The organism is Xenorhabdus sp. SGI246 (genome assembly GCF_040838225.1).
In the GTDB taxonomy this organism is placed as follows: Bacteria; Pseudomonadota; Gammaproteobacteria; order Enterobacterales; family Enterobacteriaceae; genus Xenorhabdus; species Xenorhabdus indica.
Map to the genome: position 1 here is coordinate 22,715 of NZ_JBFPEZ010000020.1, position 26,723 is coordinate 49,437.

The window sequence follows — 26,723 nt, forward strand, 5'->3', positions numbered from 1 at the left end:
ATAACCGCTAATAATCGATACTATTTGTTAGCATCAAGCTTCTCATTTTTTCCAATTACTATCCCCAAAATCCCCTGAATCCCTAGAATAATGAAAAGCATCCACATAACGATATTCCATGAGGAAGTTAAATCATGAATATAACCAGAAACAACCGGGCCACAAAATGCGATCAAATAGCCAATTGACTGTATCATTGAGTTTGCTCTTGTAACATTGGCGGTATGATTGAAACGCAACAACGGCAGTAAAAATGCAACTCCTGTACAAATACCAGCACCGATTCCCATGATCATAACTGCAACAGGAATTAGGCTCTTCTGACCATAAACGAATAGTACAATTCCCAACATACCGATAATTGGGTTAATAATGAACATTATTTCCTGTCTTTTTATCTTATAGATATAAAATGCCGTTAATGTTGCAAAAGGTATCGCAATCAATGAGAACAGAGCTGCGTAGGATGCTGCCTCAGTCTGGCCTAAACCGTAAGAACTGATAATTTCGGGGAACCAGGCAGTAATGATATAAAAATTAAGCGATAAAATAGAAAAATAAACAGCCATAACCCAACATGGAATACTTACCCACGGGTTAATGATCTTATTCGGTTTATCATCATAATGACTGGGGGAATTCGGGTTATTGCCTGAGGACTGAGATTTTTTATCAGAAAATAATAAAATCAAGAACAATGAAAATATCGGGATTAAGATCCAAATCCATGATACTTCGTTCCAGGAAAGCCCGAAAATATGCTTAACAGGTAAAGTGAGGCCCGTTGCCATTGCTGGCCCCAAATACAGAGAAGCCGTATAAGATGATGATAAAAGAGCGACCCTGTTATTCCCCAAGCTCTTAAAAAATGAAGGTAATGCAATATTTCCCAATGCAATGGCAAACCCAAACATGACTGTAGAAGTCAACAGTAATACCAGAGAGCTGTTTAACCTTAAAAGATAAGCAGCAATAGCAACAATAAATGTCATCAATAAGGTTTTATATAAACCTATTTTACTTTCAAAATAAGGAGTTAAGGGAGAAAAGAGAAAAAAACACAAGGGTGACAGCGATGTTATCAAACCGAACGTAGAATGACTTATTTTTAAATCGTCGATGATTTCCTGTGACATCGGTGGAATATAAGATATCGGCACCCTCAATCCCAAACCAGCAATCATAATAAACAATAGTAATTTAAGAATAAAGCTATTACTAAAGTGTTTCCCTATTTTCATTATTTCACCACAGAAGTTTGGAGGTTTATCATATTTTGACTTAACGAGATTGAAGATACACAAAATAAAATTACTGCCATATTTATTTTAAATTCTGGCAGACAAATATTCTTTTAGCAAGCTCCAGAATTATTAATTTACCAATAACATTTTTTAACAACGTTAATCATATGGGAAATACTTTTTCTCTTTGATGAGTAGCTAAACTTCCTTTTTTACAATGATCTCCGCTAACATTTCTTCATACTCATCACAATAACCCACTTCGGTAAAACCAAAACGCTGGTAGAATTTACGGTGTTGCTTACTCACTTTATCATAACAAACAGATATTTTATGACAATCTATTTGTTGTTTCATTTCATCCAGCAATAATTGCATGGCAACACTGCCGATTCCCTTATTTTGATGCGATTTGTCGATCATCATGCGATAAAGATTATATTCATTCGGTCTTCCTTCATTCACACAACGTTCGTACATAGCAAAACCGACAATTTTTTTACCCAAATATATTACTCTTGGTCTGCAATATTGGTTGAATTTTGATTCAGCAATTGACTCCGAATTCGACGCAACGAATTTTTCTTGTCCTGGTTCTACTTCAAGAGACATAACATCTCGATAATTATCTTCATTTACTTCAACTAGCGAAATTTTCATCTGCTTTCCACTGAATTGAATCACAATGTAATAGCCATTAATTTACTAATTTCTTTATAACCTTCCCTTTCATAAAATTTCGTCGCTGCAACATTTTTTGATAAAACATTGAGTTCCAAATGAGTGTAGTTATTTTCCTTCGCCCACCTTTTCATTTCTGTTAATAATTGCTGACCAATACCCTGACTTCTGACATCCTGACTGACAACTAAATCAATAACATATCCATAATTTCTCGGTATCAGACAGTTAAATGGCGGTGTTTTATTTTCTTGTGCAATGCAGAAGCCTTTAATATCACCATTATCATCTTCTGCAACTAATAAATAGAATTTATCATCATTTATACTGGAAATAATAAATTCTCTATCCTGTTCCACCTCTCTCAATCGGTCTGGCTGCAATGCAGCCATTTCACTGAATAACCTATTGTAGAGTGATGAAATAGCATCAAGATCCTGTATAGAGGCTGTTCTTATTATCATGCCTATGCTCCTAATATCAGTAATTAATTATAAGTTTTTATTGAAGGGACTTCATAATGATCAAAACGGTCAAGTAATACAGTAGGATTTTTCTCAATAATTGCCATATTGCGATATTTTTCCTGTAAAAAACACTCGTCCGCCATTTTATTAATCATAGAGATCAGAGGATCATAAAAATCATTAATATTCAGAATGCCACATGGTTTACTGTTAAGGCCAATCATACTCCATGTAAAGACTTCACTAAATTCTTCCAATGTACCAAAGCCACCAGGCAATGCAACAAAACCATCAGCAAGTTCAATCATTTTATTCTTACGCTGATGCATGGTTTCCACAATATGAAGTTCAGATAAATTCTTATGAGAAATTTCACGTTCTTCCAGCAATGCCGGAATTACACCAATAACTTGACCTCCTTCGCGTAATACTGTATCTGCAACTATTCCCATAATTCCTACACTAGCACCACCATATACCAAAGTAATACCGCGTTTAACAAGCTCTTTTGCAAAAATAATGGCACTCTCTTGATAAATTTCAGATACTCCCAAACTTGAACCACAATAAACTGCAATGCTCTTTATTACCTCATTTTTTTCTGATGAACTCTTCAATACAATCTCTTTCATGTGTCTAAGCTCCACATTATTATTTTTTTAATTTCTGATTATACGTTAGCTGAATGAACATACAACACATAATACAGTTGAGTTCTGATTATTTCGCTGCGAAGATAACACTCCTAAATAACATGTTGTAATTGAGGTTTTCTGCAAATGTCTCTTTCCAAACATCGGGCGGTATCTTTTCCTCTGCTTCCTATCATTTTATTATTATTTTCAATGATATCAATTCAAGCTGGTGCATCATTAGCCAAAACAATATTTCATGTCATTGGTGCGCCTGGTGTAACAGCTCTGAGACTCGCACTGGGGACAGTGATTTTATTCCTGATCTTTAAGCCCTGGCGTCTGAAATTTCAGCGGTCATCAATCATTCCTCTCCTTGCCTACGGCATTTCACTCGGTGGAATGAATTATCTGTTTTACATGGCACTTTCCAGAATTCCTCTTGGTATCGCCGTTGCGCTTGAATTTACTGGTCCTCTTGCTGTTGCCATGTTTTCCTCACGTCGTCCACTGGATTTTCTCTGGATCGCTTTGGTCATTGCCGGATTAGGTTTTCTGTTACCTATTGGGGACGATGTCAGCACACTTGATCCTATAGGTATTTTGTATGCATTAGGAGCCGGTTTTTTTTGGGCGCTCTATATTATCTTCGGTCAACGTGCTGGTGCGGGCTATGGTGCTGCAACCGTTTCGATTGGTTCATTAATTGCTGCCTTGATTTTCTTTCCAGTAGGGTTAATCCAAACCGGCCCCGAACTCCTGTTTGATGTCTCATTGTTGCCTGTTGCTTTAGGGATCGCCATCTTATCGACTGCATTTCCCTATACACTGGAAATGATTGCGCTTACCCGCTTACCTGCTAAAACATTTGGTACTTTAATGAGTCTGGAACCTGCATTAGGTGCCTTGTCAGGTATCATTTTCCTGAACGAGCACTTAACTACGACGCAATGGCTCGCCCTTTTCTGCATTATCTGTGCCTCAATTGGTTCTACTTCCACCATGAAACAGAAAACCAAAATCGGAAAGGTTGAATAAACTGCTTTAATCATATTATATCACTCATCAAGACCGGACGAACTTAGTATTATCCGGTTTTGATTATTACCATTATTGATTAATGATATTTTTATCAACTATCAATTTGATAGAATAAAGCAATATGACTTCTGATAAATGATCAGCTACTTTTAATATAACCAATAAGATAATTCGTTATACCTTTTGGATTTCAATATATAGCCAGTGGGGCTGAAACCTGAAAGACGATAGGTATAGTTTAAATTAAGGAAGCGTGACAATGAGTACAGCAAAATTTATCAGAAAAAATCCCTCTAAGCTGATCTACACCCGTAATAATATTGATGAAGGTATTAAGCAAAGTTCTATTTCTACCCTGAACCATATGGTGATCCAATTTATTGACTTGTCCCTGATGACCAAACAAGCTCATTGGAATATACGCGGCAAAAACTTTATTGCCATTCACCAAATGCTGGATGATTTCCGTACTACACTTGTTGAGCATCTTGATACTTTTGCAGAACGTGTAGTGCAGTTAGGCGGTACGGCTCTGGGAACAACTCAGGATGTTCATAAAGGGACTCGGTTAGAAAGTTATCCAACAGATATTCATGATGTACAAGATCACTTAAAAGCACTGGCAGATCGCTATGCCATTGTTGCCAATGATATCCGTCAGGCTATTGTTGATGCAAAAGATGAAGACACCGCAGATATGTTCACCGCCGCTTCTCGTGATCTCGACAAATTTTTATGGTTTATTGAAGCAAATATTGAGCAATAAGATAGTGAGAGTATCCTTTCATGATTTTTAGGCCGCTACCACGGCCTTTTTTGTTATTAAAAATACCTAAAATAGAAGTTTTGGCATAAAAAAACAGACTAACCTTTAAAAAATTATTTTTCTCTCTATAATCCTGTCTGTTCTAAAAATAAACATGAGGATTATATACGATGGATATCGAAGTCAAAGATACTAATGGTGCACTGCTGAATGAAGGTGATTCAGTCCAGGTCATTAAAGATCTGAAAGTCAAAGGAACCTCTAAGACATTGAAGCGCGGCACATTAATTAAAAATATTCGTCTGACCAATCGGGAAGATGAAATTGAATGTAATGCCGATAAAATCAAAGGATTAGTATTAAAAACCTGCTTTTTGAAAAAAGTAGGATAAATAGCGGTTATCCATAAAATTTCACTTAAAGGATAAATAATATTAACTCTTTTATTATTTATCCTTTTTCATCCGCACCAATTCTTCTTCCGAGGGTATTTTGGGCTGTTCAATCGGAAATACAGGCAACGCCTTCAACAATCGGGAACCATAACGCTTAGTCAATAGACGTTTGTCATAAATCACTATATCCCCATAACATTCATGGCTGCGTATCAATCTCCCCACTTGTTGGATCAAACTGAAAGAAGCACTCGGCAGACTTTGCACTTCAAATGGATAACGCTTTAAAGACTTAAGCCATTCACTTTCAGTGATAATGACGGGATTTGTAACAGGTGGAAAAGCAATTTTATGGATATGCACTTGTGAAAGGTAATCGCCTTTTAGATCCAGCCCTTCTGCAAAAGATTGTAACCCAACCAGAACACTGGCCTGCCCTTCATCAATACGTTTGCAATGGGTTTCCACCAGTCGATATCGCGGCTGATCTCCTTGTACCAGTAACATCAATCGTAAGTCTTTTACGAAAATGAGAAAACCGTCCATTGCCCGTTGGCTGCTAAATAACACCAACATTCCCTGATGTTTACCTTGTAGAACTTGTGCACGAAAATAACGAGCCATCTCTTCAAGATGCTTCATTTCATTATGAATTGTAGGTTCTTCTGTCATCTGAGGAATAACCAGATGCCCTTGCCGCACATGCTCAAAAGGAGATGATAACGCAATAAAACGATCATCATGATTTTCATGTAACCCTGTCAGCTCCTGAATACGGGAAAAACTATTCAGGGAGCGTAATGTTGCCGATGTCACCACAACATGAGGAATATTCCGCCATAATAATTGAGTTAATTGCTCACTTACCCGAATGCCTGCGCAATGAAAGTAGAAATGTGATTGATTCTTCTCATAACGGCGTGTTAACCATTTTGATATCGGAGCATGGGAAGATTCCTCCTGTGCAGCCAATCTCCATAGTTTCGCCATATTTTCGAAATAACCTAATGTCCGACTGGTTTGCAAAATAGCACGGTGCAGTCTGACAATATCCTGTTTGGCTGTTTGCTCGGTAAGATCGCTTAAAATCGCTTCAGATAAGCCGCGTAATCCATCAGTAAGTTTGAATAGTTGCTGGCAACACAACAGCAAATTATCCGGCAGTTTTCCCAATTCAAACAGATATTCTTCCACTTCACTGTGTTCAGGCAATAATACCTGTGTAATACCCGATAATTCTTTAAAACATTCACGGATTTTTTCACAGTGTGTCTGCAAACGGGTAATATTGGCTAAAGTGGGCGGTTTTGCTGGACGAAACTGAAGCAAATACTGTTCTACGTGACGAACAAACGAATCCAGTTGCCCATTTAACTGAAATAATGTGATTTCCCCTTCAACTTCCAGTGAATCTCTTGCAACATCGGGAACATGATGGCCTTCATCCAAAACCAGCAGCAAATTTTTAGCTTCCGGTAAGACAGATTCACTTTCCAGTGCTGCCATAACCAAAGCATGATTGGCAACCACGACATCAGCATCTTCAATCTCCCTTCTGGCAAGAAAGAATGGGCAACGATGGTAAAACTGACAATTTCTCGCCAGACAATTCATTTTATCCGTGCTGATCTTTAACCATAATGAATCCGACAATGCCAGTTTATGGTGGTCGCGTAAGCCATCCCAAACAGAAGTTGCGTAATCATTGCGTAATCGGCGGCACAGCTCCCGTTCCTCACTATTAGCAATCGTTGTCTGATCTTCCATCAGAAACATCAAATCAATTTGCTCTCCATCAGCAGCACAGAGAGCTTCCAGATTACGCGGACAAACGTAACGCCCACGACCAAAAGCCCCGGTAAATTTCAAATCGGGAATAATCTTTTGCAATAATGGTAAGTCCTTGCTGTAAATCTGATCTTGTAAGGCGACATTAGCTGTACTTACCACCAGTGGCTTTTGTTCCGCCCGACTGACAGCAATACCGGGGAGAAGATAAGACAGCGTTTTTCCCACACCTGTTGGCGCTTCTATCACTAAATGCCGCCCTTCTTCACCAGCCAATGTTCTTGCTACTTCTGCAATCATCTGACGCTGCGGAGCTCTTGGAACGAAGCCGTTGATATGGATGGATAGTGCCTTATACCATTGGCTGATTTGAGTTTTTATTGAATTGGAAAGTGCCATGAGTTTTGCTGCATAAAAATTGGAACACTATTCTCCCACAGAGTTGCTATCAGATCAGCCTGGTATCGTAATTATTAGAAACCGCTTTTAAAAGTGGAGGGTATATCGCTTGTCTGGAATGCAGAAGCCTATATACTGCTGGCTTTCTATGTGACAAAAACCTTGTAACTAAAAAACCTTGTAACCAAGAACGTTATTGAGAACAAATATGAAAAAAATCCTGCTTATTATTATCGTATTATTCACTCTTGGCTCCATTGGCGGCATTATTTTAGCAGGAATGAATATGTATAACCGTTCAATAGCATCAACAAAAGAACCTCAACAAGCACAGCAAGAGCAAATACAGCAGGAAGCAGTACAACAAGAAAGTACATCAACAAAACAACAATAGTCATCAATACACTTTCAAATTTATCGCAACCCCTGAACTTAACAGTATCTGAACTAAACAGCATAATGTATGCAATATCTGACATTGCACATCAGATGAGGAAGCTTATGAACAATGAATATTTTGTGACTCCACAGTGGTTAAGCGAACATCTCAATGATGAGAATGTCGTCATTATTGATGCCAGTGCTCCTATGCCAACCCAAGCTATCGATTATTATCAGAAGTGGGTGGAAAACCATATCCCAGGCAGCCAGTTTTTTGATCTTGATAAAATAGCTAATCTCCAAACCGAATTACCACATATGCTACCGGAGCCAGAAACTTTCCAGTTGGCTGCCAGCACAATGGGGATCAGTGAAAATCATTTGGTAGTGATTTACGATCAAGGGAACATGTTTTCTGCCCCTCGTGCATGGTGGACGTTTAAGATTTTTGGTGCTCAGCATATCCGTATTCTGGAAGGTGGCTTACAAGGCTGGCTACAGGCAGGTTATCCAACGGAATCAGGAGCAGTCAACCGCCAGCCGCAGAAATTCAATATTCAATTTACGCCTGAATATGTTTTTTCCCAACAACAGATCCTTGATGCCCTGCAAAGCAAGGCGCCGACACAGTTTATTGATGCCAGAACGGAAGATCGTTTTCAGGCCAAAGTACCAGAGCCGCGTCCCGGTTTAAGAATGGGTCATATTCCTGGTGCCAAAAATGTCCCGTGGACAGCATTAATTGAGAACGGACGTTATAAATCGCCAGATGAAATCGAACAAATCTTTCAACATCAAAGCGTCGATTTAAATCGACCAATTATTACCAGTTGTGGCTCTGGTATGACAGCAGCCGTTTTAGTATTAGGGCTTGATATAATAGGCTATAAAACAGCAGGACTCTATGATGGTTCCTGGGCTGAATGGGGAGCGGATGATATGCTTCCATTAGAAAAGTAGAGATCTGTTTGATAGAGTATAAACACATCGAAATTAGAAAGGGCATTAAAGTATTATGCCCTTTTTCTAATACTTTTTTCTATCGACCATATGATATCAACCAAATTAAACCTATTACTTTTGCCAATCGATTAGTTAGAAACTTTATGGTATATAAACAGAACGATTAATGCGCCAATAACTGCAATAGCGAAACTTCCCAAGTTAAAACCATCTACTTTTCCCATACCAAAGAAAGTACTGATATAACCACCAACAACCGCACCAATGATCCCCAGAATCACCGTCATAATGATACCACTGCTATTATCTCCCGGCATAATCCACTTTGCTATAATTCCAGCAATTAAACCAAAGATAATCCATGACAAGATACCCATATCCAACCTCCTGAATTTATTAGTTAATTAAGAGTTAATATTAGTTAATAGCTAAAAGTAGCTATGGGATGATCTTACTGAAATTTTCTTAATTCTACGTCCTAATTTAAGACACTAAATAAAAGAATTGCAAATAGTAAAAGATAAGGTATTTGTAAGTAATGAGTGATATTTATAGAATTCGCTGATATTAAAAATCGGCACTAATTAATTTAATATCAGTATTAATTTTTCCAGATTAAGCATTATCATAAATTAGCCAGTTCTAATTTTTGTAAATAATACAACTTGTAGATCGACTGAAAATTATCATAAATAATATTTATAAAAAATCAGAATAAGATAAAAAATAAAAAAATGGATTAATTAATATAAATAATTTTATTTATCATCAAAATCCATATACTCTCATAATAGTATAAAAGCCTATCCAATTTAGGCTTTTATTCAAATAGTATTGAAAATTATTTTGCTGCATCCAGTGCTTGTGCAAGATCGGCAATAATGTCATCAATATGTTCGATTCCGATAGATAGACGGATCAGATCACGTGACACTCCAGCTTTTACTAATTCTTCATCATTCAGTTGGCGGTGAGTTGTGGACGCCGGATGACAAGCCAATGATTTTGCATCACCAATATTAACCAAACGTATAATCAATTGCAGGGTATCAATAAAGCGAATCGCTGCTTTTTCCCCTCCTCTGATACCGAAAGAGATAATGGCAGACGATTTACCATCCATATATCGAACAGCCAAATCATATTCAGGATGTGCCGGCAACCCTGCGTAATTCACCCAGGAAACCTGAGAATGTTGTTCCAGATACTGAGCAACTTTCAGGGCATTTTCAGTATGGCGCTCCATACGAAGAGCTAATGTTTCAAGACCTTGTAGGATCAAGAAGGCATTAAAAGGGGAAAGTGCCGCACCAGTGCTACGCAGTTGCCCGACACGGCAGCGAGCGATAAACGCCGCGGAACTAAAATGTTCGATATAGTTTATACCGTGATAGGAAGGGTCCGGTGTATTTAAAACCGCAAAACGATCTTGATGTTCTGCCCAAGAAAATTGGCCTGAATCAACAATTATTCCACCAATAGAAGTTCCATGACCGCCGATATATTTGGTCAGAGAGTGAATGATAATATCCGCACCATGTTCAAACGGGCGGCACAAATAAGGTGTTGCAACAGTATTATCGACAATAAGCGGAATGCCGTGCCGATGGGCAATATCAGCTAATGCCCGGATATCAACAATATTTCCGCTTGGATTGGTGATGGTTTCGCAAAAGACGGCTTTGGTTTTTTCATCAATCATCGCTTCAAGGGTAGTAAAATCGTTATGATCAGCGAAACGAACTTCAATCCCAATACTCGGTAAATTGTGTGCCATTAAGTTATAAGTTCCACCATACAATTTTGCTACGGAAACAATGTTATCTCCCAAGCCAGTCATCGTCTGGATGGCGTAGGTGATTGCTGCCATGCCAGAAGCAACTGCAAGCGCCCCAATCCCTCCTTCTAAAGCAGCGATACGTTTTTCCAATACATCATTAGTTGGGTTCATGATGCGGGTATAAATGTTGCCTTCAATTTTTAAATCAAATAAATCAGCACCATGCTGGGAATCATCAAAAGAGTAGGACGTTGTTTGATAGATTGGGACTGCAACGGCTTTGGTTGTAGGGTCAGGTGAGTAACCGGCATGGATGGACAGTGTTTCTAATTTCATTGTCATTTCCTTCAGTGAATTACAGAGTAAGGTCATGTATTCAACCTGCTGATCGACCGCCAACATAATATGTTGTTTCGATAAAGGCACCAATGACTTTATCGTGCATTTTCAGTGATTCTGAATAACCCAATACTTTACTATTTAGCCTTTAAATTCAGTTAAATAAGGTCAAGTTTCTACGTTCGATATGTAGTGTGAAGAAAGGTATATAATAAAAATTGCACTGCCACTTTAATTAATTATACATACAAACCACTCTCTACGGATAAAGAAATAACTTCAGATATAGCAGACGAAGTTTTCAATACTCTGATTTGCATAAATAGTTCATCAGCTTCATCATATTCTTTGCGTAGATAACCAAGCCATTGCTTGATACGTGTGACATGATATATGCCTGTATCTCCTTGTTTTTCCAGCCAGATATACTTTTGCAGGAGTTGGAGCACCTCATGCCATGCCATTTTCGGTTCATTATATTTAATAACACGGCTTAGATTCGGCACATGTAGCGCACCACGTCCAATCATTAGCGAATCACACCCGGTAACGTTGATACACTCCTGTGAACTCTGCCAATCCCATATTTCACCATTAGCGATCACCGGAATAGTAAGGCGTCGGCGGATCCCTCCAATTGCCTGCCAATTTATGCATTCTGCTTTATAGCCATCTTCCTTAGTACGCCCATGTACAACCAATTCCGTTGCACCAGCTTGCTGAACAGCATCCGCAATTTCAAACTGACGGGCATCGGAATCCCACCCTAGACGTACTTTGACTGTAACCGGCAATTCTGCCGGTACAGCTTCTCGCATGGCTTTAGCACCACGATAGATAAGTTCAGGATCTTTCAGTAACGTGGCCCCTCCTCCACTACCATTAACTGCTTTGGAAGGACAGCCACAGTTTAAATCAACTCCCCACGATCCCAATTCCACCGCCCTGACCGCATTTTCAGCCAACCATTCAGGATATTGCCCCAAAAGCTGTATCCTGACCGGCGTACCCGATGGAGTCCTGCTCTGATGATGCAATTCAGGACATAAACGGTAAAAAGATTTCACTGGCAACAAGCGGTCCACTACACGCAAAAATTCGGTAATGCAAAGGTCATATTCATTGACCTCACTCAACAACGCCCTAACCAATGAATCCAAAACCCCTTCCATCGGAGCCAGCAAAACACGCATGGAATTACTCTCCTGCTACCGCTTTGACTGGCCTACGATGACGGCGCGGCTGTGATGATGCGCCTTTGCCACGTGGGTTGCGACTATCACGTGGGTTACGGCTATCACGTGAGTTACGGCTATGATGTTGTTGACCATCCTGTTTGTTACTGTTTCGCTGATCCTGACCACGAGATTGATTACTGCGCCCGTTGCGTCCATTCTGAATAGGCTCTGCCTTAATGGAAGGATCAGGTTCATAACCAGGAATCGCAATACGTGGAATTTCCCGTTTCAGCAAGCGTTCAATATCTTTTAATAGCTTATGCTCATCAACACATACCAGTGATATTGCCTGTCCTGTAGCTTCTGCGCGACCCGTGCGGCCAATACGATGTACGTAATCCTCTGCAACATTAGGTAATTCATAGTTAACAACATGAGGCAATTGGTCGATATCCAATCCACGAGCAGCAATATCCGTTGCGACCAATGCTCGTATCCGGCCTGCTTTAAAATCGGCCAATGCACGAGTTCTGGCTCCTTGACTCTTGTTACCATGAATAGCCGCCGCAGTAACACCATCCTTATTAAGTTGTTCTGCCAGACGGTTCGCACCATGTTTAGTGCGGGTAAATACCAACACCTGCTGCCAGTTTTGGCTGCCAATCATATAAGAAAGCAATTCTCCCTTGCGTTTCTTGTCCACAAAATGGACAGACTGATCGATCTGTTCAGAAGCCGAGTTACGACGAGCGACTTCCACACTAACCGGATCACGCAGCAATTTATTAGCAAGATTTTTGATTTCATCAGAGAATGTGGCTGAAAACAGTAAGTTCTGACGCTTAGCGGGCAGTTTGTTCAGTACCCGACGGATATCATGAATAAATCCCATATCCAACATGCGGTCGGCTTCATCCAAAATCAGAATTTCCACACGGGATAAGTCCACGGCATTTTGATGTTCCAGATCCAGCAAACGGCCCGGTGTGGCGACCAAAATATCGACTCCACCACGTAATTTCATCATTTGTGGATTGATGCTAACCCCACCAAATACTACAAATGAACGCAATCGGAGATATTTGCTATAATTACGCACATTTTCACCGACTTGTGCGGCTAATTCACGGGTTGGTGTCAGGACTAATGCCCTGACCGGACGACGCCCTTTGGATTGAATGGGAGATTCGATCAATAACTGCAAGACAGGTAAAGTAAAACCCGCCGTTTTCCCCGTTCCTGTCTGGGCACTAGCCAGGAGATCTTTACCAGATAGCACAACAGGAATTGCCTGTTGCTGAATAGGGGTAGGTTCTGCATAGCCTTGTTCTTCAATGGCACGCAAAATATCAGCCGACAAGCCGAGTGACTCAAAATTCATAAATAAGAAATACTCCGGACTTCACCATTCCTGATATCAATTCAGGGGCAGTTTTATGGGAAGAAAAAACAGACGCGATTAAACCGCAAAAGAAATTACACAAACTGCAATGCACCATAAGCATGGCATTATAACAGATATGTTTTTTCAATCAGCATGAGCACACAAGTAAATTTACATCAGCCTGTTTTATACTCTTTTGTCGTTTGTCGTGCAAATTTAGCTTTGTTGACTACATCTTGAAATCCAGTGGCTATGGCTTTAAAGTTAATCATACGATTGATATATTTATAACCATTTCAGCAATTTTTATCACAGGATATTTCTTAACATGGCAGCGAAAACGGCTCAGACTTTACGAGGTGAACAAGCTAAACAACAACTTCTTGAATCTGCATTAGAAATTTTTGGTAAATCAGGTCTGGAAGGTGCAACCACTCGTCATATTGCCCAACACGCAAAACAGAATATTGCTGCTATCGCTTATTATTTTGGTTCCAAAGAAGGGTTATACCTCGCCGTCGCACACCATATTGCAGACAGACTAAAAGCTGAATTTTCTCTGCTGATTAAAACTATTGATCAATTTTTTATCACCACTCCTCAACCTTACTCACAAGACCAGATATTGGCATTTATTCATCAAGGCTTGATTAGCTATAACCGTCTTATTTTCGATAAAAGCAGTATGAATCTCAGTCGCATTATGTCACATGAGCAATTGACACCGACAGAAGCTTATAACGTCATCCATGAACAAGGGCTTGCCCCAATTTACTCTCGCCTGAATAAGTTGATCGCCCATTATATCGGTGTTGATGAAAGAAAAATTTCAACACAAATCCATACTCATGCCTTATTAGGCGAGATCCTCTCTTTCCGGCTGGCACGAGAAGCACTATTACGCCAAACTGGTTGGGATAATATTGGCACCAAAGAGTACGAATTAATTAACCAGGTTTTGACTCAACACATTAATGTCTTGCTTAATGGGTTGCGAAAAAACAACCAAAAAACAGCATAATTTGAAAATTTAATAACGCATAAGGGATAGTAGTATGAACACTAAAAAGTTTGCTCTTGTCCTATTGGCGATCATCATGATTATCGGTGTTATTAGTCTTTATTATTATCAGGAGAAGAATGACAAAGAGTTAACCCTATATGGCAATGTTGATGTCAGAACTGTCAACCTTGGCTTTCGGGTTAGTGGTAAATTAGAAAATCTGCTAGTGGATGAAGGAGATACCATCACCACAGGACAGCTCCTTGGTCAACTCGATAACACCCCTTTTAATAATGCATTGAATCAAGCTAAAGCAAATCGCGATGCAGCCAGGGCAAATCTTACCAAAACAGAAGCGGGTTATCGCTCTGAAGAAATCGCTCAGGTACGCGCCGAAGTTGCTCAGAAAGAGTCAGCATTCCGCTTTGCTGATAGTTTTCTGAAACGTCAACAGGAATTATGGCAACGTAAAATGATCTCAGCCAATGATCTGGAAAACGCCAGAACAGGGCAACGTCAGGCATTGGCCGCTTATCAAGCCGCAAAAGATAAATTACGTCAGTTTGAAGCAGGGTATCGCAAAGAAGAAATCGCCGCCGTTAAAGCACAACTCGCACAGGCCGAAGCAACTGTTGCACAAGCTGAACTCAATTTACAAGATACCCGCCTTATTTCACCATCCGCCGGCATTATTCTTACCAGAGCCATTGAACCAGGGACTATTCTGGCCGCCGGAAATACAGTACTTACGCTATCACTGACTAGTCCGGTCTGGATCAGAGCATATATCAATGAACCTAACCTCAATCAGGCGGTGGCAGGACGCGATATCCTGATTTATACCGATGGGCGGAAAAACCAACCCTATCACGGTAAAATTGGCTTTGTTTCTCCGACTGCTGAATTTACCCCCAAAAATGTTGAAACCCCGGATTTAAGAACCGATCTGGTCTACCGATTGCGCATTATTGTCAGCGATCCCGATGAGGGGTTGAAACAAGGAATGCCTGTCACATTACGTTTTACTGAACCACACAAGTAAGGCTGAAATATGACCAGTTCAGAATATACGATAAAACTGAACGGTGTGGAGAAAATTTTTCCAGGGTTAGAAAAACCCGCTGTATCCCATCTGAATGCAGAAATCTTCGGGGGTTCTGTAACGGGTCTTGTCGGCCCGGATGGAGCAGGAAAAACCACACTGATAAGAATGCTGGCAGGGTTATTAAAACCTGATAGTGGCAATATTGAAATCATGGGGCTTGATCCCATTAAAGACAGTGTTGAAGTTCGTTCTGAGCTTGGCTATATGCCGCAAAAGTTCGGTCTGTATGAAGATTTAACCGTATTAGAAAATCTCAACTTGTATGCTGATCTCCGCGGTGTACTTGGAGAGGAACGAAAAATCACCTTCCAAAAGTTACTGACCTTCACTGATTTAACACGTTTTACTGACAGGCTGGCAGGTAAACTTTCTGGCGGAATGAAGCAAAAGCTAGGGCTTGCTTGTACATTGGTCGGCAGCCCAAAAGTGTTATTGCTTGATGAACCCGGTGTTGGCGTAGATCCCATTGCCCGGCGGGAATTATGGCAGATGGTGCATGAACTCGCTTCCGATGGCATGTTGATTTTATGGAGCACCTCGTATTTGGATGAGGCTGAGTTATGCCCTGATGTTTTGTTACTGAATCAGGGAGAATTACTCTATCGCGGCCAACCACAGAAATTAACCCAAAGTATTGTCGGACGCTCTTTTCTGCTTGATATCGAACCTGACTCCCGCCGAAAAACACTGCAACATGCACTCACCTTGCCACAAGTGACTGATGGTGTGATCCAGGGCAAATATCTCCGTTTAATTTTAAAAGCGGATGCAGATAAAGATGAGTTACTTCAGCAACTAGGTTTACCCGATGTAGAAATTCTGGATGCCGAACCACGTTTTGAAGATGCCTTTATCGACCTCTTAGGTGGTGGCCCTTCCCACCGCTCAGAGCTGGCAGAAATCATGCCCCAAATCCCACCGAATCCGACAGAAATCGTGATAGAAGCCCGTAACCTGACAAAAAAATTCGGGGATTTTGCTGCGACAGATCATGTGAACTTTCAGGTGAAACGCGGGGAGATTTTCGGCTTACTGGGACCGAATGGAGCCGGGAAATCGACGACATTCAAAATGATGTGCGGATTAATGCTTCCCACTCACGGCAATGCGCTGGTACTGAACATGGATTTAAAAACCAGTTCAGGTAAAGCTCGCCAGCGTCTCGGTTATATGGCTCAAAAATTTTCACTCTATGGTAACTTAACTGTAGAACAAAACCTGAAATTCTTTTCCGGTGTTTATGGTTTGAGTGGCCGCCATCAACAGAAAAAAATGACAGATATGATCAGTGCTTTTAGTCTGAAGCCAATTCTGTACCAAACTACCGACAGCTTGCCACTCGGCTTTAAACAGCGCCTTGCCCTCGCCTGCGCCCTGATGCATGAACCGGATATTCTTTTTTTGGATGAACCCACTTCGGGCGTTGATCCACTGACTCGTCGTGAATTCTGGCTGCATATCAACGGTATGGTGGATAAAGGTGTGACTGTGATGGTAACGACACATTTCATGGATGAAGCAGAGTATTGTGACCGTATCGGGCTGGTTTTTCGCGGAAAGTTAATTGCAGCAGGTACACCCGATGAGCTGAAACAACAAATATCAGCCACTGACCGCCCTAATCCTTCCATGGAAGATGTTTTTATCGATCTCGTGGTGAACTATGATAAGGAGCTGCAATGAATGGCATTGAACAGAATCATCCTGCCTCTATTCCCTCTACTCAAAAAGCAGTCAGTTTTTCATGGCGGCGATTAAAAGCACTTTGTATTAAAGAGAGCAAACAGATTATCCGCGATCCCAGTAGTACCTTAATTGCTGTGGTTATTCCAATCATATTACTGTTTATTTTTGGTTATGGGATCAACCTTGATTCCAGCAAACTTCGCCTCGGAATTTTGATGGAGCAACAAAGCGAAGATGCCCGCGAGTTGGTGCACGCATTTATAGGATCGCCTTATATCGATGCCACAATCAGCAATGATCGCCAACTTTTAATCAATAAAATACAGGCGAGTGAAATCCGCGGCATTATTGTTATTCCGGTTAATTTCGATGCCCGGCTTGCTCGTGTCGGCGATCATGCTCCGATTCAGGTAATCACAGATGGTAGTGAACCCAATATCGCCAATTTTGTGCAAAGCTACGCTAAAGGTATCTGGCAAATCTGGTTACAGCAACAAAGTCAGGATCGTGGCGTTTCAACGACTCCATTGATTGATATGCAAGTTCGTTATTGGTTTAATCCTGCCGCTATCAGCCAACATTTCCTAATCCCCGGTGCTATTTCAATTATCATGACAGTCGTTGGCGCAATCCTTACTTCTCTGGTTGTCGCACGTGAATGGGAACGAGGCACCATGGAGGCCCTTTTATCCACCCAGGTTACCCGAACCGAACTGTTGCTTTCTAAGTTATTGCCTTATCAGGTTCTGGGCTCTTTCGTTATGGTGCTTTGCATGGTATTCGCTGTGTTTATTATGGGCATTCCTTATCATGGTTCCCTCTGGGTACTCGCTTTGATTTCCAGCCTGTATCTTGCTACAGCTTTGGGAATGGGATTATTTATTTCAACGGTCACACGCAATCAGTTTAATGCCGCAATGATTTCCCTGAATACCGCCTTTTTGCCAGCGATTATGCTATCCGGCTTTGTGTTTGAAATTAACAGCATGCCAGCTTTGATTCAGGTATTCACTTATATCGTTCCTGCTCGTTATTTTGTCAGCAGCTTACAGACGCTATTTTTAGTAGGTAATGTCGGTACTGTTTTAATCACAAACTTGCTGTTTCTGATTGCCAGTGCCATCGTGTTTATTAGCCTGACTGCATGGAAAACCCGCCGGCATCTGGATTAAAAGGAAAGAACATGTTTCATCGTCTATATACACTCGTCATGAAAGAATTGCAGTCTCTCCTGAGAGATCCTAAGACACGAGCCACGCTGATCTTACCCGTGATCTTCCAGATGAGCCTGTTTCCGTGGGCTGCTACACTGGAAGTAAAAAACGCTACTATTGCAATTTATGATGAAGACAAAGGACGGGCTTCCATTGAATTAACCCAGCGGCTAGCTAAATCGAAAGCCTTTCCTGATGTTATTATGTTGAACAGTTCACAAGAAATCCGCCCAACATTGGATAATCGTGATGCCCTGTTACTGGTCCGTTTCCCACAAAATTTCAGTGCCCATCTCGCCAGCCATACCCCTACTTCAATTCAAGTCCTGCTGGATGGACGTAATTCAAACAGTGCACAAATTGCCGCTAATTACCTTCAACAAATTGTAATGGATTACCAGAAAGAATTACTGGGTAATGCACCGAGTCTCAATAACAGTGAGTTGATCATTCGTAACTGGTATAACGCCAATCTGGATTACAAATGGTTTGTCGTTCCATCTTTGGTTGCCATGATAACGACTATTGGTGTTCTTATCGTTACTGCCCTTTCCGTTGCCCGTGAAAGAGAACAGGGAACATTGGATCAATTACTGGTTTCCCCGCTGACTACCTGGCAGATTTTTATTGGCAAAGCCATTCCAGCGTTAGTTGTAGCAACGATTCAGGCAAGTATCGTTTTACTGATTGGAACATTGTGTTACCAGATCCCTTTCTCCGGTTCACTGTTATTATTTTATGGTTGTATTCTGGTTTATGGATTGTCGTTGGTTGGATTTGGCCTCCTTATCTCCGCCATCTGTTCAACTCAACAACAGGCTTTCATCGGTGTGTTTGTGTTTATAATGCCAGCTATTTTGCTCTCTGGTTATATATCTCCCGTCGAGAATATGCCAGTCTGGTTGCAAAACATAACGTGGATAAACCCAATTCGACATTTTACAGATATAACCAAGCAGATTTATTTAAAAGGTGCTGACTTTTCGGTTATTTGGCATAGTTTATGGCCATTATTGCTGATTATTGTCACTACAAATGGAATCGCTTATCGGTTATTTCGGAGTAAGATTGCGTGATGTTTTAGATTACTTTTATACTGTTGTAATAACAAATGCCCATATAAGTGAATTAACTATTTTTTCTTTAAATGAATTAGCACATATTCTATAGAGTGACACCCGTTATTATTTTTTATAAACACCTAATAACTTTTCAATATCTCTTTTTCTCTTTAGAAAAATTGAATTATTATAAGTAATCACTTTCCTAATAACATTAGATTCAATAGATTCGTTTTTACCGGGATTATTAAGTTTAACAGGTATACTTTCGCTCGTGAGTTTACGTTCATACCTTCGCATTAGAGCTAAGCTATATATCATACATTCTGTGCCACTGTCCTGCTATCGCACCTCAAGTTACCGCTTTGTTGACCATATTTTGATGGTATATAGGATAATTATTTGTATGCCAATTATTCTATAAAAAATAAACCTCATTACTTTAAATAATGAGGTTTAGGGGCTATTCACAATGTGACCCTGTATCAGACAAGGTCTTTTTCATCAAAAATCTAAGCCGTGGGCAATTAACGACGATCACCCAAAATACGCAACAGCATCAGGAACAGGTTGATAAAGTCCAGATACAGCGTTAGTGCACCAGTAATGGAGTATCTGCGCAGGTTCTCTTTATCATTGACATCCAGCTCAGCACCCATTTCTTTCAGTTTCTGAGTATCGTAAGCAGTCAAACCAGCAAAGATCAGAACCCCAATATAGGTAATAGCCCACATCAGAGCCGGACTTTTTAGCCAGATATTGACCAGAGAAGCCAGTACAATACCGATTAGCCCCATAAACAGGAAACTGCCTAAACCGCTCAAGCTACGCTTCGTGGTATAACCATAGACACTCAGTGCACCAAACATCGCTGCCGAAATAACAAAAGTGCTGGCAATAGAGCTACTGGTGTAAACGACAAAAATACTGGATAACGTCAGCCCGGTTAGCATGGAATAGAGCATAAACAACCCTGTCGCCAGAGCACCACTCATTTTATGCACCAGACCAGACAGCACAAAGACCAATGCAAGTTGGGCAATGATCAAACCATAAAATACGATAGAGTTACTGAAGATGGCATATAAAATTTCTGGCGTATTTGCCACATACCATGCAACAAATGCGGTTAACAACAGACCACAAGTCATCCAGCCATAGACTTGCGCCATATAAGTTTGTATACCTGAACCAGCTTGCTGGACAATCGAACCACTAGAACGTTGATATCGGTCCATGACGAGTACCTTTTATGACAATGTTTAAGGGTTAAGACTGTTAAAAATAAACAATCTATTTCAAATGCTATACATTAGCATAAAACATGAACAAAACCATCTGCCAATTAATGACAATTTTAGTGACATATTATTTCTTTACCCAGTTTTAGAGATAGTTCGCAAAATACTCCACTGATGTATTTTTTCTGATTTTATATCATTGAGTTAACCAACGACTGGCAGCTTCCCGATCACTTTCCTTTGCTTCCACCCAGCGCTCTCCATCAGTAAGGAGTTCTTTTTTCCAAAAAGGAGCCTGAGTCTTCAAATAATCCATCAGAAATTCAGCCGCAGCAAAAGCCATGCTGCGATGGACACTTGTTACGCCGACAAATACAATTTCATCCCCCGGATATAACTTTCCAATACGATGAATAATGCTGATACGTTGTAATGGCCAACGCTGGCGAGCTTCCTCAGCAATCTTCTGCAACATATTTTCCGTCATGCCCGGATAGTGTTCTAATATTAACGCCCGGACATTATCGCCAAGATTGTGGTTACGCACCTTGCCTGTAAAGGTCACGACCGCACCATCTTCATCACACTGAGCCAGCCATTGGTATTCTGCTCCAACATTAAATACCTCTTTCTGGACACAAATCCGTATATTTTTCACGCTTATCCTCCTGTAACAGGTGGAAAAAATGCTACTTCATCACCATCACGCAGAGGATATTCAGCATGAACAAAAGATTGATTCACAGATGCCAGCAATTTGCCTTCTTCCAATGCCAATTTCCAGAGCTCGCCTTTTTCAAGTAGCGCCTGACGAAGATGGGCCACCGTTGGATATTCATTGGGCACTTCAAGATAATCGGTTCCCACCAACTCACGGATTTGAGCGAAAAACAGAACTTTTATCATTTTTCCACCTTAAAATTTCCCGATTTTCCACCACTTTTTTCCAGTAAACGTACGGGCCCGATAACCATATCTTTTTGTACTGCCTTGCACATGTCGTAAATTGTCAGTGCTGCTACGGAAGCGGCTGTCAGGGCTTCCATTTCCACCCCGGTTTTGCCTGCCAGACGACAACAGGATTCAATTCTGACGCGGTTATGCTCTGTTTGTGCCTCTAATTGAACCTCAACTTTGCTGAGTAACAAAGGATGACATAAGGGAATTAATTCCCAAGTCCGCTTCGCTGCCTGAATACCTGCAATACGGGCCGTTGCAAAAACATCCCCTTTGTGATGATCGCCAGCCACAATCATAGCCAGCGTTTCGGCCTGCATTTCAACAAAAGCTTCCGCTCTGGCCTCACGCACAGTTTCTGCTTTGGCAGAAATATCCACCATATGAGCTTCACCCGCAGTATTGATATGAGTTAATTGGGACATGCTTGCTCCTGAAAATAAATTGAGCCGTTAAATTAACCGCCAATAAAAGAAAGATTAGGGGTAATGCCACTATTCCCCTGATGCAGAAAATGCGTTTCACGTTTATGACGCAACCCGCCCTGAATACGTAATTTCAAATCATTAAGTGATGTGTCATCGGATAATAAATCACGTAAGGGGATCCCCTGTTCACCAAACAGGCACAGGTGAAGATTGCCAATAGCGGAAACACGCAGGCGATTACAACTTTGACAGAAATCTTTTTCATACGGCATGATCAAGCCGATTTCTCCCTGATAGTCTGCATGCCTGAACACCTGAGCCGGCCCGTCACTACGTGCTCGCTGCTGCTGCTGCCAACCTTGTTGAAGTAAACGGCGTCGAATCACATCACCGGAAAGATGATGACGCTGAAAAATTGCACTCCCTTCTCCCGTTTCCATCAACTCGATAAAGCGCAATTGAATTGAACGGTGCTTTATCCAATCAAGAAAAGCTGGCAGGCTGGTATCATTGATATTCTTCATCAACACCGAATTAACTTTTACTGTGCTGAAACCCGCTTCAAAGGCTGCATCAATGCCACGCATAATCTGAAAAAACTTATCCTGTCCGGTAATAGCGTAAAATTGGCGGGGATCGAGACTATCCACACTTACATTGATTGCTGTAAGGCCAGCTTTTTTCCAGCGAGCAACCTCACGCTCCATACGGTAGCCATTAGTTGTGACAGCAATTTTTTTAATCTGCTGATTTTCATGCACCGTCGCAATAATATCGCAAAAATCACGGCGCATAGTGGGTTCTCCTCCGGTCAGACGGATCTTCTCTGTGCCAAGCTCAGCAAATGCACGACTGATACGACGGATCTCCGGCAGGGTCAGAAATGATTTGTGTTCCTTAGAGGGAAAACTGTTAGGTTGGTAACCATTGGGCAGACAATAGGTGCAACGAAAGTTACATACATCAGTGATCGATAGCCTCAAGTAGTAAAACTTGCGGGAGAACATATCTATGAGTTGTTCCACTATAACACCTTCCAATCATGGGGGATGCAGGCATTTCTGCCTTGCACCCTGGTGACTCAAGAGCCACGGCCAAAGCATCATATCGATGTGGTATCCATTTGATAGAACTATTTATGGTAGAACTACTTATTATGGTAGAACTAATTAGTAAAAATTACACAGCAAAGACTTAGATGCAGAGGCTAGGGGTTAATTTCAAACTTGGTCATCATGTAAACTTTTACGTGAATAACCAAGTCTTGGTGTGGATTCTAACGCTTAAAGCAATAAAAAGCTAACTTCGTTACCAATACATATCTTTATATACAACGAGTTAAGAAATATCATCAACATCAAACTGTTGTCGTCTATTCATTCTATTTATGCAGAAAAATAGTTGATAAAAACCACATAAAATCATGGCAATTGCTCAAAACGTCATACTTTATGATAGATTACATAAAATTTATTCAATTGTATTTATTCAGTAACAGGAACCCTATGCGAAACCGAACATTAGCCGATTTGGATCGTGTTGTTGCCCTCGGAGGTGGTCACGGACTTGGGCGCGTCATGTCTTCCCTCTCATCTCTCAGTACCCGGCTGACTGGTATTGTCACGACAACAGATAATGGTGGCTCAACCGGAAGAATAAGACGTTCCGAAGGTGGTATCGCTTGGGGAGATACCCGCAATTGCCTGAATCAGTTGATTACGGAACCTACTATTGCTTCAGCCATGTTTGAGTATCGGTTTGGCGGTAATGGCGAGCTGGCAGGACATAATCTGGGTAATTTGATGTTGAAAGCGTTGGATCATTTAAGTGTCCGGCCTCTTGAGGCGATTAATCTGATCCGCAATCTACTGAAAGTGAATGCTCATCTGATCCCTATGTCTGAACAATCCGTTGATTTAATGGCCGTAGATGATCAGGGAAATACGGTGTATGGTGAAGTGAATATTGACCAACTAAATTGTGTTCCGCGAGAGTTAATGCTTTACCCCCATGTTAACGCCACTAAAGAAGCCCTGGAAGCAATTGAACAGGCTGATTTAATTCTAATCGGCCCCGGTAGTTTTTTCACCAGTTTGATGCCGGTATTACTGTTAGAAGATTTAACTCAATCCTTGCGGCGCAGTAATGCCAATATGATTTATATCGGTAATTTAGGAAAAGAACTCAGTCACGCTGCTGCTGATCTCTCATTGAAAGATAAACTCGATATGATAGAGAATACGATTGGCCGCAAGATGATTAATGCAATCATTGTTGGCCCATGCACAGATACCAGCAATGTAAATGACAAGATTATCACACAGCAAATTTTGGAAGCTCAGGATATACCTTATCGTCATGATCGCGAATTATTACGGCAAGCGATAGAAGATACACTACAAAAACTGGGATAATTCATTCGCTAGTGGCTTATTTTACAGATTACATAACTAAATTGCCGATGGAGAGTGATGATTTCACTCTCCATTTCAATTTAAGAATTGACAATAAACTGTGCTCTTAATGTCTGAACCTGATCGCGCACGCTAGCCGCTTGTTCAAATTCAAGATCCCGGGCATATTGGTACATCTTTTCTTCCAATTCGCGGATTTTACTCTCCAATTCTTTCGTCGAGAGTTTCTGGTAATCATCCCCCCCCAAATCTGCTTTACCTCTGTTTTTGGTCTTAGTTCTCCCTTTACCATTAACAGGTTGACCAATTTGCAGAATATCGCCGATTTTTTTATTCAACCCTTTTGGTGTAATACCGTGCTCTTCGTTAAACGCCTGTTGTTTAGCACGACGACGTTCTGTTTCGCTAATTGCTTTCGCCATAGAATCGGTAATTTTATCACCGTACAGAATTGCTTTACCATGCAGGTTACGCGCAGCACGCCCAATCGTCTGGATCAAAGAACGTTCTGACCGAAGGAAACCTTCTTTATCGGCATCTAAAATTGCAACTAAAGAGACTTCCGGCATATCCAAACCTTCACGTAACAAGTTGATCCCAACCAGTACATCAAATTCTCCCAGACGCAAATCACGGATGATTTCCACCCGCTCAACGGTATCAATATCAGAATGAAGATAACGCACCCGCTCGCCATGCTCCTCCAGATATTCTGTCAAATCCTCCGCCATACGCTTGGTCAGAGTGGTTACCAGCACACGTTCATTTTTTGCTGCACGGGCACGAATTTCAGATAATAAGTCATCAACCTGAGTCGCAACTGGACGAACTTCAACCTCTGGGTCAATAAGACCCGTTGGACGCACCACCTGTTCAACCACTTCATTACCGGATTTCTCCAGTTCATAGTGACCGGGTGTTGCCGATACATAAATGGTTTGTGGTGCCAGAGCTTCAAATTCTTCAAAGCGCATCGGACGGTTATCCAACGCTGATGGTAACCGGAAACCATATTCCACCAGTGTCTCCTTACGAGAACGATCCCCCCGATACATACCACCCAATTGTGGAATAGTGACGTGGGATTCATCCACGATCAACAAACCATCTGCTGACAGGTAATCGAATAAAGTCGGAGGCGGTTCTCCGGGAGCACGGCCGGACAAATAGCGGGAGTAGTTTTCAATCCCAGAGCAATACCCCAGTTCGTTCATCATTTCCAGATCAAATTGGGTTCTCTGGGTTATACGCTGTTCCTCCAGCAGCTTATCTGAAGCCAGAAGAACTTTACGTCTCTCATCTAGCTCAACTTTAATATATTCTATCGCCTGAAGGAGACGCTCACGTGGTGTTACATAGTGAGTTTTAGGATAAACAGTATAACGGGGAACATTATATTGTACCTGCCCTGTCAACGGATCAAACAAAGAAAGCCGTTCTACTTCATCGTCAAACAATTCAACACGCAACGCATGTTCATCTGATTCAGCAGGAAAAATATCAATCACTTCACCACGTACACGGAAAGTTCCTCGCTGGAATGCCTGATCATTACGCGTATATTGCAATTCTGCCAAACGACGCAGGATAGCGCGCTGATCTATTAACATCCCGTTAGTCAGATGCAGCATCATTTTCAGGTAACTATCGGGATCACCCAAACCATAAATTGCCGAAACAGAAGCAACCACAACAACATCCTTTCGCTCCAACAAAGCTTTTGTTGCAGACAAGCGCATCTGTTCAATATGCTCGTTCACAGATGCATCTTTTTCGATAAAAGTATCAGAGCTGGGCACATAGGCTTCTGGTTGATAATAGTCGTAGTAAGAAACGAAATACTCTACTGCATTCTCAGGAAAGAACTCCTTCATTTCGCTATAGAGCTGAGCCGCCAATGTTTTATTCGGAGCCAAAATCATCGTTGGTCGATTCATATTTGCAATAACATTAGCTATCGTGAATGTTTTGCCTGATCCCGTAACCCCTAATAACGTCTGATGGGCAAGACCATCTTCCAGCCCATCCTGTAATTTTCGGATAGCTTCTGGCTGATCTCCGCCAGGTTCGAAATCAGAACATAACTTGAATACTTTGCTCGTCTCTTTACTCATCTTCCACCCGATATCATTGCATGCCTTATACACTCATCTTTCAAGTTACAACTTTGCTGACT

The 26,723-nt window shown here is 41.1% G+C and carries 26 protein-coding genes, 1 pseudogene and 1 riboswitch; of the genes and pseudogenes, 11 read left to right on the plus strand and 16 right to left on the minus strand.

Annotation, left to right across the window (positions count from 1 at the left end; all coding sequences use genetic code 11):
• Positions 1-20 precede the first annotated feature (20 nt).
• The 4 genes from ABLA85_RS05325 to ABLA85_RS05340 all read right to left on the minus strand — a co-directional run bounded on the left by ABLA85_RS05325 (position 21) and on the right by ABLA85_RS05340 (position 3,024).
• Complete coding sequence (locus ABLA85_RS05325; protein ID WP_367962017.1) at positions 21-1,241, minus strand: CynX/NimT family MFS transporter; 1,221 nt, start codon at positions 1,239-1,241, stop codon at positions 21-23.
• Positions 1,242-1,442: 201 nt separating this feature from the next.
• Positions 1,443-1,904, minus strand: coding sequence for a GNAT family N-acetyltransferase (locus ABLA85_RS05330; RefSeq protein ID WP_367962018.1), 462 nt, complete (start codon positions 1,902-1,904; stop codon positions 1,443-1,445).
• 20 nt (positions 1,905-1,924) lie between these two features.
• Positions 1,925-2,389: an N-acetyltransferase family protein gene (locus ABLA85_RS05335; protein WP_367962020.1), complete on the minus strand. Its 465-nt coding sequence runs from the start codon at positions 2,387-2,389 to the stop codon at positions 1,925-1,927.
• A gap of 23 nt (positions 2,390-2,412) precedes the next feature.
• Positions 2,413-3,024 (minus strand): TIGR00730 family Rossman fold protein, encoded by a 612-nt coding sequence (locus ABLA85_RS05340; protein ID WP_367962021.1) that lies wholly within the window; start codon positions 3,022-3,024, stop codon positions 2,413-2,415.
• A gap of 147 nt (positions 3,025-3,171) precedes the next feature.
• On the opposite strand from ABLA85_RS05340, the gene rhtA reads away from it, so the two are divergent.
• The 3 genes from rhtA to ABLA85_RS05355 all read left to right on the plus strand — a co-directional run bounded on the left by rhtA (position 3,172) and on the right by ABLA85_RS05355 (position 5,223).
• Positions 3,172-4,062 carry a threonine/homoserine exporter RhtA gene (rhtA, locus tag ABLA85_RS05345; protein ID WP_367962023.1) on the plus strand — a complete coding sequence of 297 codons (891 nt, stop codon included), beginning with the start codon at positions 3,172-3,174 and terminating at the stop codon, positions 4,060-4,062.
• A 262-nt stretch (positions 4,063-4,324) separates the two neighbouring features.
• Positions 4,325-4,831 (plus strand): DNA starvation/stationary phase protection protein Dps, encoded by a 507-nt coding sequence (gene dps, locus ABLA85_RS05350; RefSeq protein ID WP_367962025.1) that lies wholly within the window; start codon positions 4,325-4,327, stop codon positions 4,829-4,831.
• Positions 4,832-5,001: 170 nt separating this feature from the next.
• Entirely contained in the window at positions 5,002-5,223 is a 222-nt protein-coding gene (locus tag ABLA85_RS05355) for an alkylphosphonate utilization protein (RefSeq protein ID WP_047682950.1), read from the plus strand.
• Between the two features lie 54 nt (positions 5,224-5,277).
• Here ABLA85_RS05355 and dinG read toward each other — a convergent pair whose 3' ends face one another.
• Complete coding sequence (gene dinG / locus ABLA85_RS05360; RefSeq protein WP_367962027.1) at positions 5,278-7,413, minus strand: ATP-dependent DNA helicase DinG; 2,136 nt, start codon at positions 7,411-7,413, stop codon at positions 5,278-5,280.
• A 208-nt stretch (positions 7,414-7,621) separates the two neighbouring features.
• Between dinG and ABLA85_RS05365 the strand changes: the two genes are divergently transcribed.
• Together ABLA85_RS05365 and sseA are read left to right on the plus strand one after the other, a co-directional pair.
• The gene (locus tag ABLA85_RS05365) at positions 7,622-7,807 is read left to right on the plus strand and encodes a hypothetical protein (RefSeq protein ID WP_367962028.1); all 186 of its coding nucleotides are present in this window, start codon (positions 7,622-7,624) and stop codon (positions 7,805-7,807) included.
• A 107-nt stretch (positions 7,808-7,914) separates the two neighbouring features.
• Positions 7,915-8,754, plus strand: a complete 840-nt coding sequence (sseA, locus tag ABLA85_RS05370) for a 3-mercaptopyruvate sulfurtransferase (RefSeq protein ID WP_367962030.1) — start codon at positions 7,915-7,917, stop codon at positions 8,752-8,754.
• A gap of 131 nt (positions 8,755-8,885) precedes the next feature.
• On the opposite strand, the gene ABLA85_RS05375 is transcribed toward sseA, so the two are convergent.
• From ABLA85_RS05375 to rhlE, 5 genes and pseudogenes are all read right to left on the minus strand, one after another.
• Complete coding sequence (locus ABLA85_RS05375; protein WP_367962033.1) at positions 8,886-9,134, minus strand: GlsB/YeaQ/YmgE family stress response membrane protein; 249 nt, start codon at positions 9,132-9,134, stop codon at positions 8,886-8,888.
• 464 nt (positions 9,135-9,598) lie between these two features.
• On the minus strand, positions 9,599-10,873 hold the full coding sequence (locus tag ABLA85_RS05380; RefSeq protein WP_367962035.1) for a bifunctional O-acetylhomoserine aminocarboxypropyltransferase/cysteine synthase: 1,275 nt from the start codon (positions 10,871-10,873) through the stop codon (positions 9,599-9,601).
• Between the two features lie 40 nt (positions 10,874-10,913).
• A pseudogene (locus tag ABLA85_RS05385) lies at positions 10,914-11,075 on the minus strand (IS1 family transposase); the annotation flags it as partial.
• Positions 11,076-11,115: 40 nt separating this feature from the next.
• Entirely contained in the window at positions 11,116-12,069 is a 954-nt protein-coding gene (gene dusC, locus ABLA85_RS05390; RefSeq protein WP_367962036.1) for a tRNA dihydrouridine(16) synthase DusC, read from the minus strand.
• A gap of 4 nt (positions 12,070-12,073) precedes the next feature.
• Positions 12,074-13,435 carry an ATP-dependent RNA helicase RhlE gene (rhlE, locus tag ABLA85_RS05395; protein ID WP_367962039.1) on the minus strand — a complete coding sequence of 454 codons (1,362 nt, stop codon included), beginning with the start codon at positions 13,433-13,435 and terminating at the stop codon, positions 12,074-12,076.
• A gap of 331 nt (positions 13,436-13,766) precedes the next feature.
• On the opposite strand from rhlE, the gene cecR reads away from it, so the two are divergent.
• Genes cecR through ABLA85_RS05420 form a run of 5 tightly spaced genes read left to right on the plus strand, consistent with a single transcriptional unit; the run spans position 13,767 to position 19,522 of the window.
• Positions 13,767-14,459, plus strand: coding sequence for a transcriptional regulator CecR (gene cecR, locus ABLA85_RS05400; protein WP_367962041.1), 693 nt, complete (start codon positions 13,767-13,769; stop codon positions 14,457-14,459).
• 34 nt (positions 14,460-14,493) lie between these two features.
• Positions 14,494-15,483 carry a secretion protein HlyD gene (hlyD, locus tag ABLA85_RS05405; protein ID WP_367962042.1) on the plus strand — a complete coding sequence of 330 codons (990 nt, stop codon included), beginning with the start codon at positions 14,494-14,496 and terminating at the stop codon, positions 15,481-15,483.
• 9 nt (positions 15,484-15,492) lie between these two features.
• Positions 15,493-17,229 carry an ATP-binding cassette domain-containing protein gene (locus ABLA85_RS05410; protein WP_367962044.1) on the plus strand — a complete coding sequence of 579 codons (1,737 nt, stop codon included), beginning with the start codon at positions 15,493-15,495 and terminating at the stop codon, positions 17,227-17,229.
• Positions 17,226-18,404: an ABC transporter permease gene (locus tag ABLA85_RS05415; protein ID WP_367962046.1), complete on the plus strand. Its 1,179-nt coding sequence runs from the start codon at positions 17,226-17,228 to the stop codon at positions 18,402-18,404. Before ABLA85_RS05410 ends, ABLA85_RS05415 begins: the two co-directional genes overlap by 4 nt.
• 11 nt (positions 18,405-18,415) lie before the next feature.
• A complete protein-coding gene (locus ABLA85_RS05420; protein ID WP_367962049.1) occupies positions 18,416-19,522 on the plus strand; it encodes an ABC transporter permease in 1,107 nt (368 codons plus the stop codon).
• A 512-nt stretch (positions 19,523-20,034) separates the two neighbouring features.
• Here the strand turns inward: ABLA85_RS05420 and ABLA85_RS05425 are convergent.
• The 5 genes from ABLA85_RS05425 to moaA form a co-directional block, all read right to left on the minus strand.
• Positions 20,035-20,745, minus strand: a complete 711-nt coding sequence (locus ABLA85_RS05425; RefSeq protein WP_323865467.1) for a Bax inhibitor-1/YccA family protein — start codon at positions 20,743-20,745, stop codon at positions 20,035-20,037.
• A 199-nt stretch (positions 20,746-20,944) separates the two neighbouring features.
• Positions 20,945-21,406 carry a molybdopterin synthase catalytic subunit MoaE gene (gene moaE, locus ABLA85_RS05430; RefSeq protein ID WP_367962051.1) on the minus strand — a complete coding sequence of 154 codons (462 nt, stop codon included), beginning with the start codon at positions 21,404-21,406 and terminating at the stop codon, positions 20,945-20,947.
• A 2-nt stretch (positions 21,407-21,408) separates the two neighbouring features.
• A complete protein-coding gene (gene moaD / locus ABLA85_RS05435) occupies positions 21,409-21,654 on the minus strand; it encodes a molybdopterin synthase sulfur carrier subunit (protein ID WP_367962054.1) in 246 nt (81 codons plus the stop codon).
• Positions 21,651-22,130 (minus strand): cyclic pyranopterin monophosphate synthase MoaC, encoded by a 480-nt coding sequence (gene moaC, locus ABLA85_RS05440; RefSeq protein WP_367962056.1) that lies wholly within the window; start codon positions 22,128-22,130, stop codon positions 21,651-21,653. The genes moaD and moaC overlap by 4 nt, the downstream gene beginning before the upstream one ends.
• Positions 22,131-22,162: 32 nt before the next feature.
• Positions 22,163-23,161 carry a GTP 3',8-cyclase MoaA gene (gene moaA, locus ABLA85_RS05445; RefSeq protein ID WP_367962108.1) on the minus strand — a complete coding sequence of 333 codons (999 nt, stop codon included), beginning with the start codon at positions 23,159-23,161 and terminating at the stop codon, positions 22,163-22,165.
• A riboswitch (molybdenum cofactor riboswitch) is annotated at positions 23,148-23,359 on the minus strand. It overlaps the preceding gene by 14 nt.
• A 279-nt stretch (positions 23,360-23,638) precedes the next feature.
• Here moaA and yvcK point away from each other — a divergent pair.
• A complete protein-coding gene (yvcK, locus tag ABLA85_RS05450; RefSeq protein WP_367962057.1) occupies positions 23,639-24,547 on the plus strand; it encodes a uridine diphosphate-N-acetylglucosamine-binding protein YvcK in 909 nt (302 codons plus the stop codon).
• 80 nt (positions 24,548-24,627) lie between these two features.
• On the opposite strand, the gene uvrB is transcribed toward yvcK, so the two are convergent.
• A complete protein-coding gene (gene uvrB / locus ABLA85_RS05455; protein ID WP_367962059.1) occupies positions 24,628-26,661 on the minus strand; it encodes an excinuclease ABC subunit UvrB in 2,034 nt (677 codons plus the stop codon).
• Between the last annotated feature and the right edge of the window lie 62 nt (positions 26,662-26,723).

Excerpts from the sequence above, each read along its gene's own strand:
- ABLA85_RS05425 (WP_323865467.1), bottom strand. The coding sequence starts at position 20,745 with ATGGACCGATATCAACGTTCTAGTGGTTCGATTGTCCAGCAAGCTGGT.
- ABLA85_RS05330 (WP_367962018.1), bottom strand. The coding sequence starts at position 1,904 with ATGAAAATTTCGCTAGTTGAAGTAAATGAAGATAATTATCGAGATGTT.
- sseA (WP_367962030.1), top strand. The coding sequence starts at position 7,915 with ATGAACAATGAATATTTTGTGACTCCACAGTGGTTAAGCGAACATCTC.
- rhtA (WP_367962023.1), top strand. The coding sequence starts at position 3,172 with ATGTCTCTTTCCAAACATCGGGCGGTATCTTTTCCTCTGCTTCCTATC.
- moaD (WP_367962054.1), bottom strand. The coding sequence starts at position 21,654 with ATGATAAAAGTTCTGTTTTTCGCTCAAATCCGTGAGTTGGTGGGAACC.
- moaC (WP_367962056.1), bottom strand. The coding sequence starts at position 22,130 with ATGTCCCAATTAACTCATATCAATACTGCGGGTGAAGCTCATATGGTG.
- ABLA85_RS05325 (WP_367962017.1), bottom strand. The coding sequence starts at position 1,241 with ATGAAAATAGGGAAACACTTTAGTAATAGCTTTATTCTTAAATTACTA.
- dinG (WP_367962027.1), bottom strand. The coding sequence starts at position 7,413 with ATGGCACTTTCCAATTCAATAAAAACTCAAATCAGCCAATGGTATAAG.
- dps (WP_367962025.1), top strand. The coding sequence starts at position 4,325 with ATGAGTACAGCAAAATTTATCAGAAAAAATCCCTCTAAGCTGATCTAC.
- ABLA85_RS05335 (WP_367962020.1), bottom strand. The coding sequence starts at position 2,389 with ATGATAATAAGAACAGCCTCTATACAGGATCTTGATGCTATTTCATCA.
- hlyD (WP_367962042.1), top strand. The coding sequence starts at position 14,494 with ATGAACACTAAAAAGTTTGCTCTTGTCCTATTGGCGATCATCATGATT.
- yvcK (WP_367962057.1), top strand. The coding sequence starts at position 23,639 with ATGCGAAACCGAACATTAGCCGATTTGGATCGTGTTGTTGCCCTCGGA.
- ABLA85_RS05365 (WP_367962028.1), top strand. The coding sequence starts at position 7,622 with ATGAAAAAAATCCTGCTTATTATTATCGTATTATTCACTCTTGGCTCC.
- ABLA85_RS05420 (WP_367962049.1), top strand. The coding sequence starts at position 18,416 with ATGTTTCATCGTCTATATACACTCGTCATGAAAGAATTGCAGTCTCTC.
- ABLA85_RS05375 (WP_367962033.1), bottom strand. The coding sequence starts at position 9,134 with ATGGGTATCTTGTCATGGATTATCTTTGGTTTAATTGCTGGAATTATA.
- ABLA85_RS05380 (WP_367962035.1), bottom strand. The coding sequence starts at position 10,873 with ATGAAATTAGAAACACTGTCCATCCATGCCGGTTACTCACCTGACCCT.
- dusC (WP_367962036.1), bottom strand. The coding sequence starts at position 12,069 with ATGCGTGTTTTGCTGGCTCCGATGGAAGGGGTTTTGGATTCATTGGTT.
- ABLA85_RS05340 (WP_367962021.1), bottom strand. The coding sequence starts at position 3,024 with ATGAAAGAGATTGTATTGAAGAGTTCATCAGAAAAAAATGAGGTAATA.
- cecR (WP_367962041.1), top strand. The coding sequence starts at position 13,767 with ATGGCAGCGAAAACGGCTCAGACTTTACGAGGTGAACAAGCTAAACAA.
- uvrB (WP_367962059.1), bottom strand. The coding sequence starts at position 26,661 with ATGAGTAAAGAGACGAGCAAAGTATTCAAGTTATGTTCTGATTTCGAA.
- ABLA85_RS05355 (WP_047682950.1), top strand. The coding sequence starts at position 5,002 with ATGGATATCGAAGTCAAAGATACTAATGGTGCACTGCTGAATGAAGGT.
- rhlE (WP_367962039.1), bottom strand. The coding sequence starts at position 13,435 with ATGAATTTTGAGTCACTCGGCTTGTCGGCTGATATTTTGCGTGCCATT.
- ABLA85_RS05410 (WP_367962044.1), top strand. The coding sequence starts at position 15,493 with ATGACCAGTTCAGAATATACGATAAAACTGAACGGTGTGGAGAAAATT.
- ABLA85_RS05415 (WP_367962046.1), top strand. The coding sequence starts at position 17,226 with ATGAATGGCATTGAACAGAATCATCCTGCCTCTATTCCCTCTACTCAA.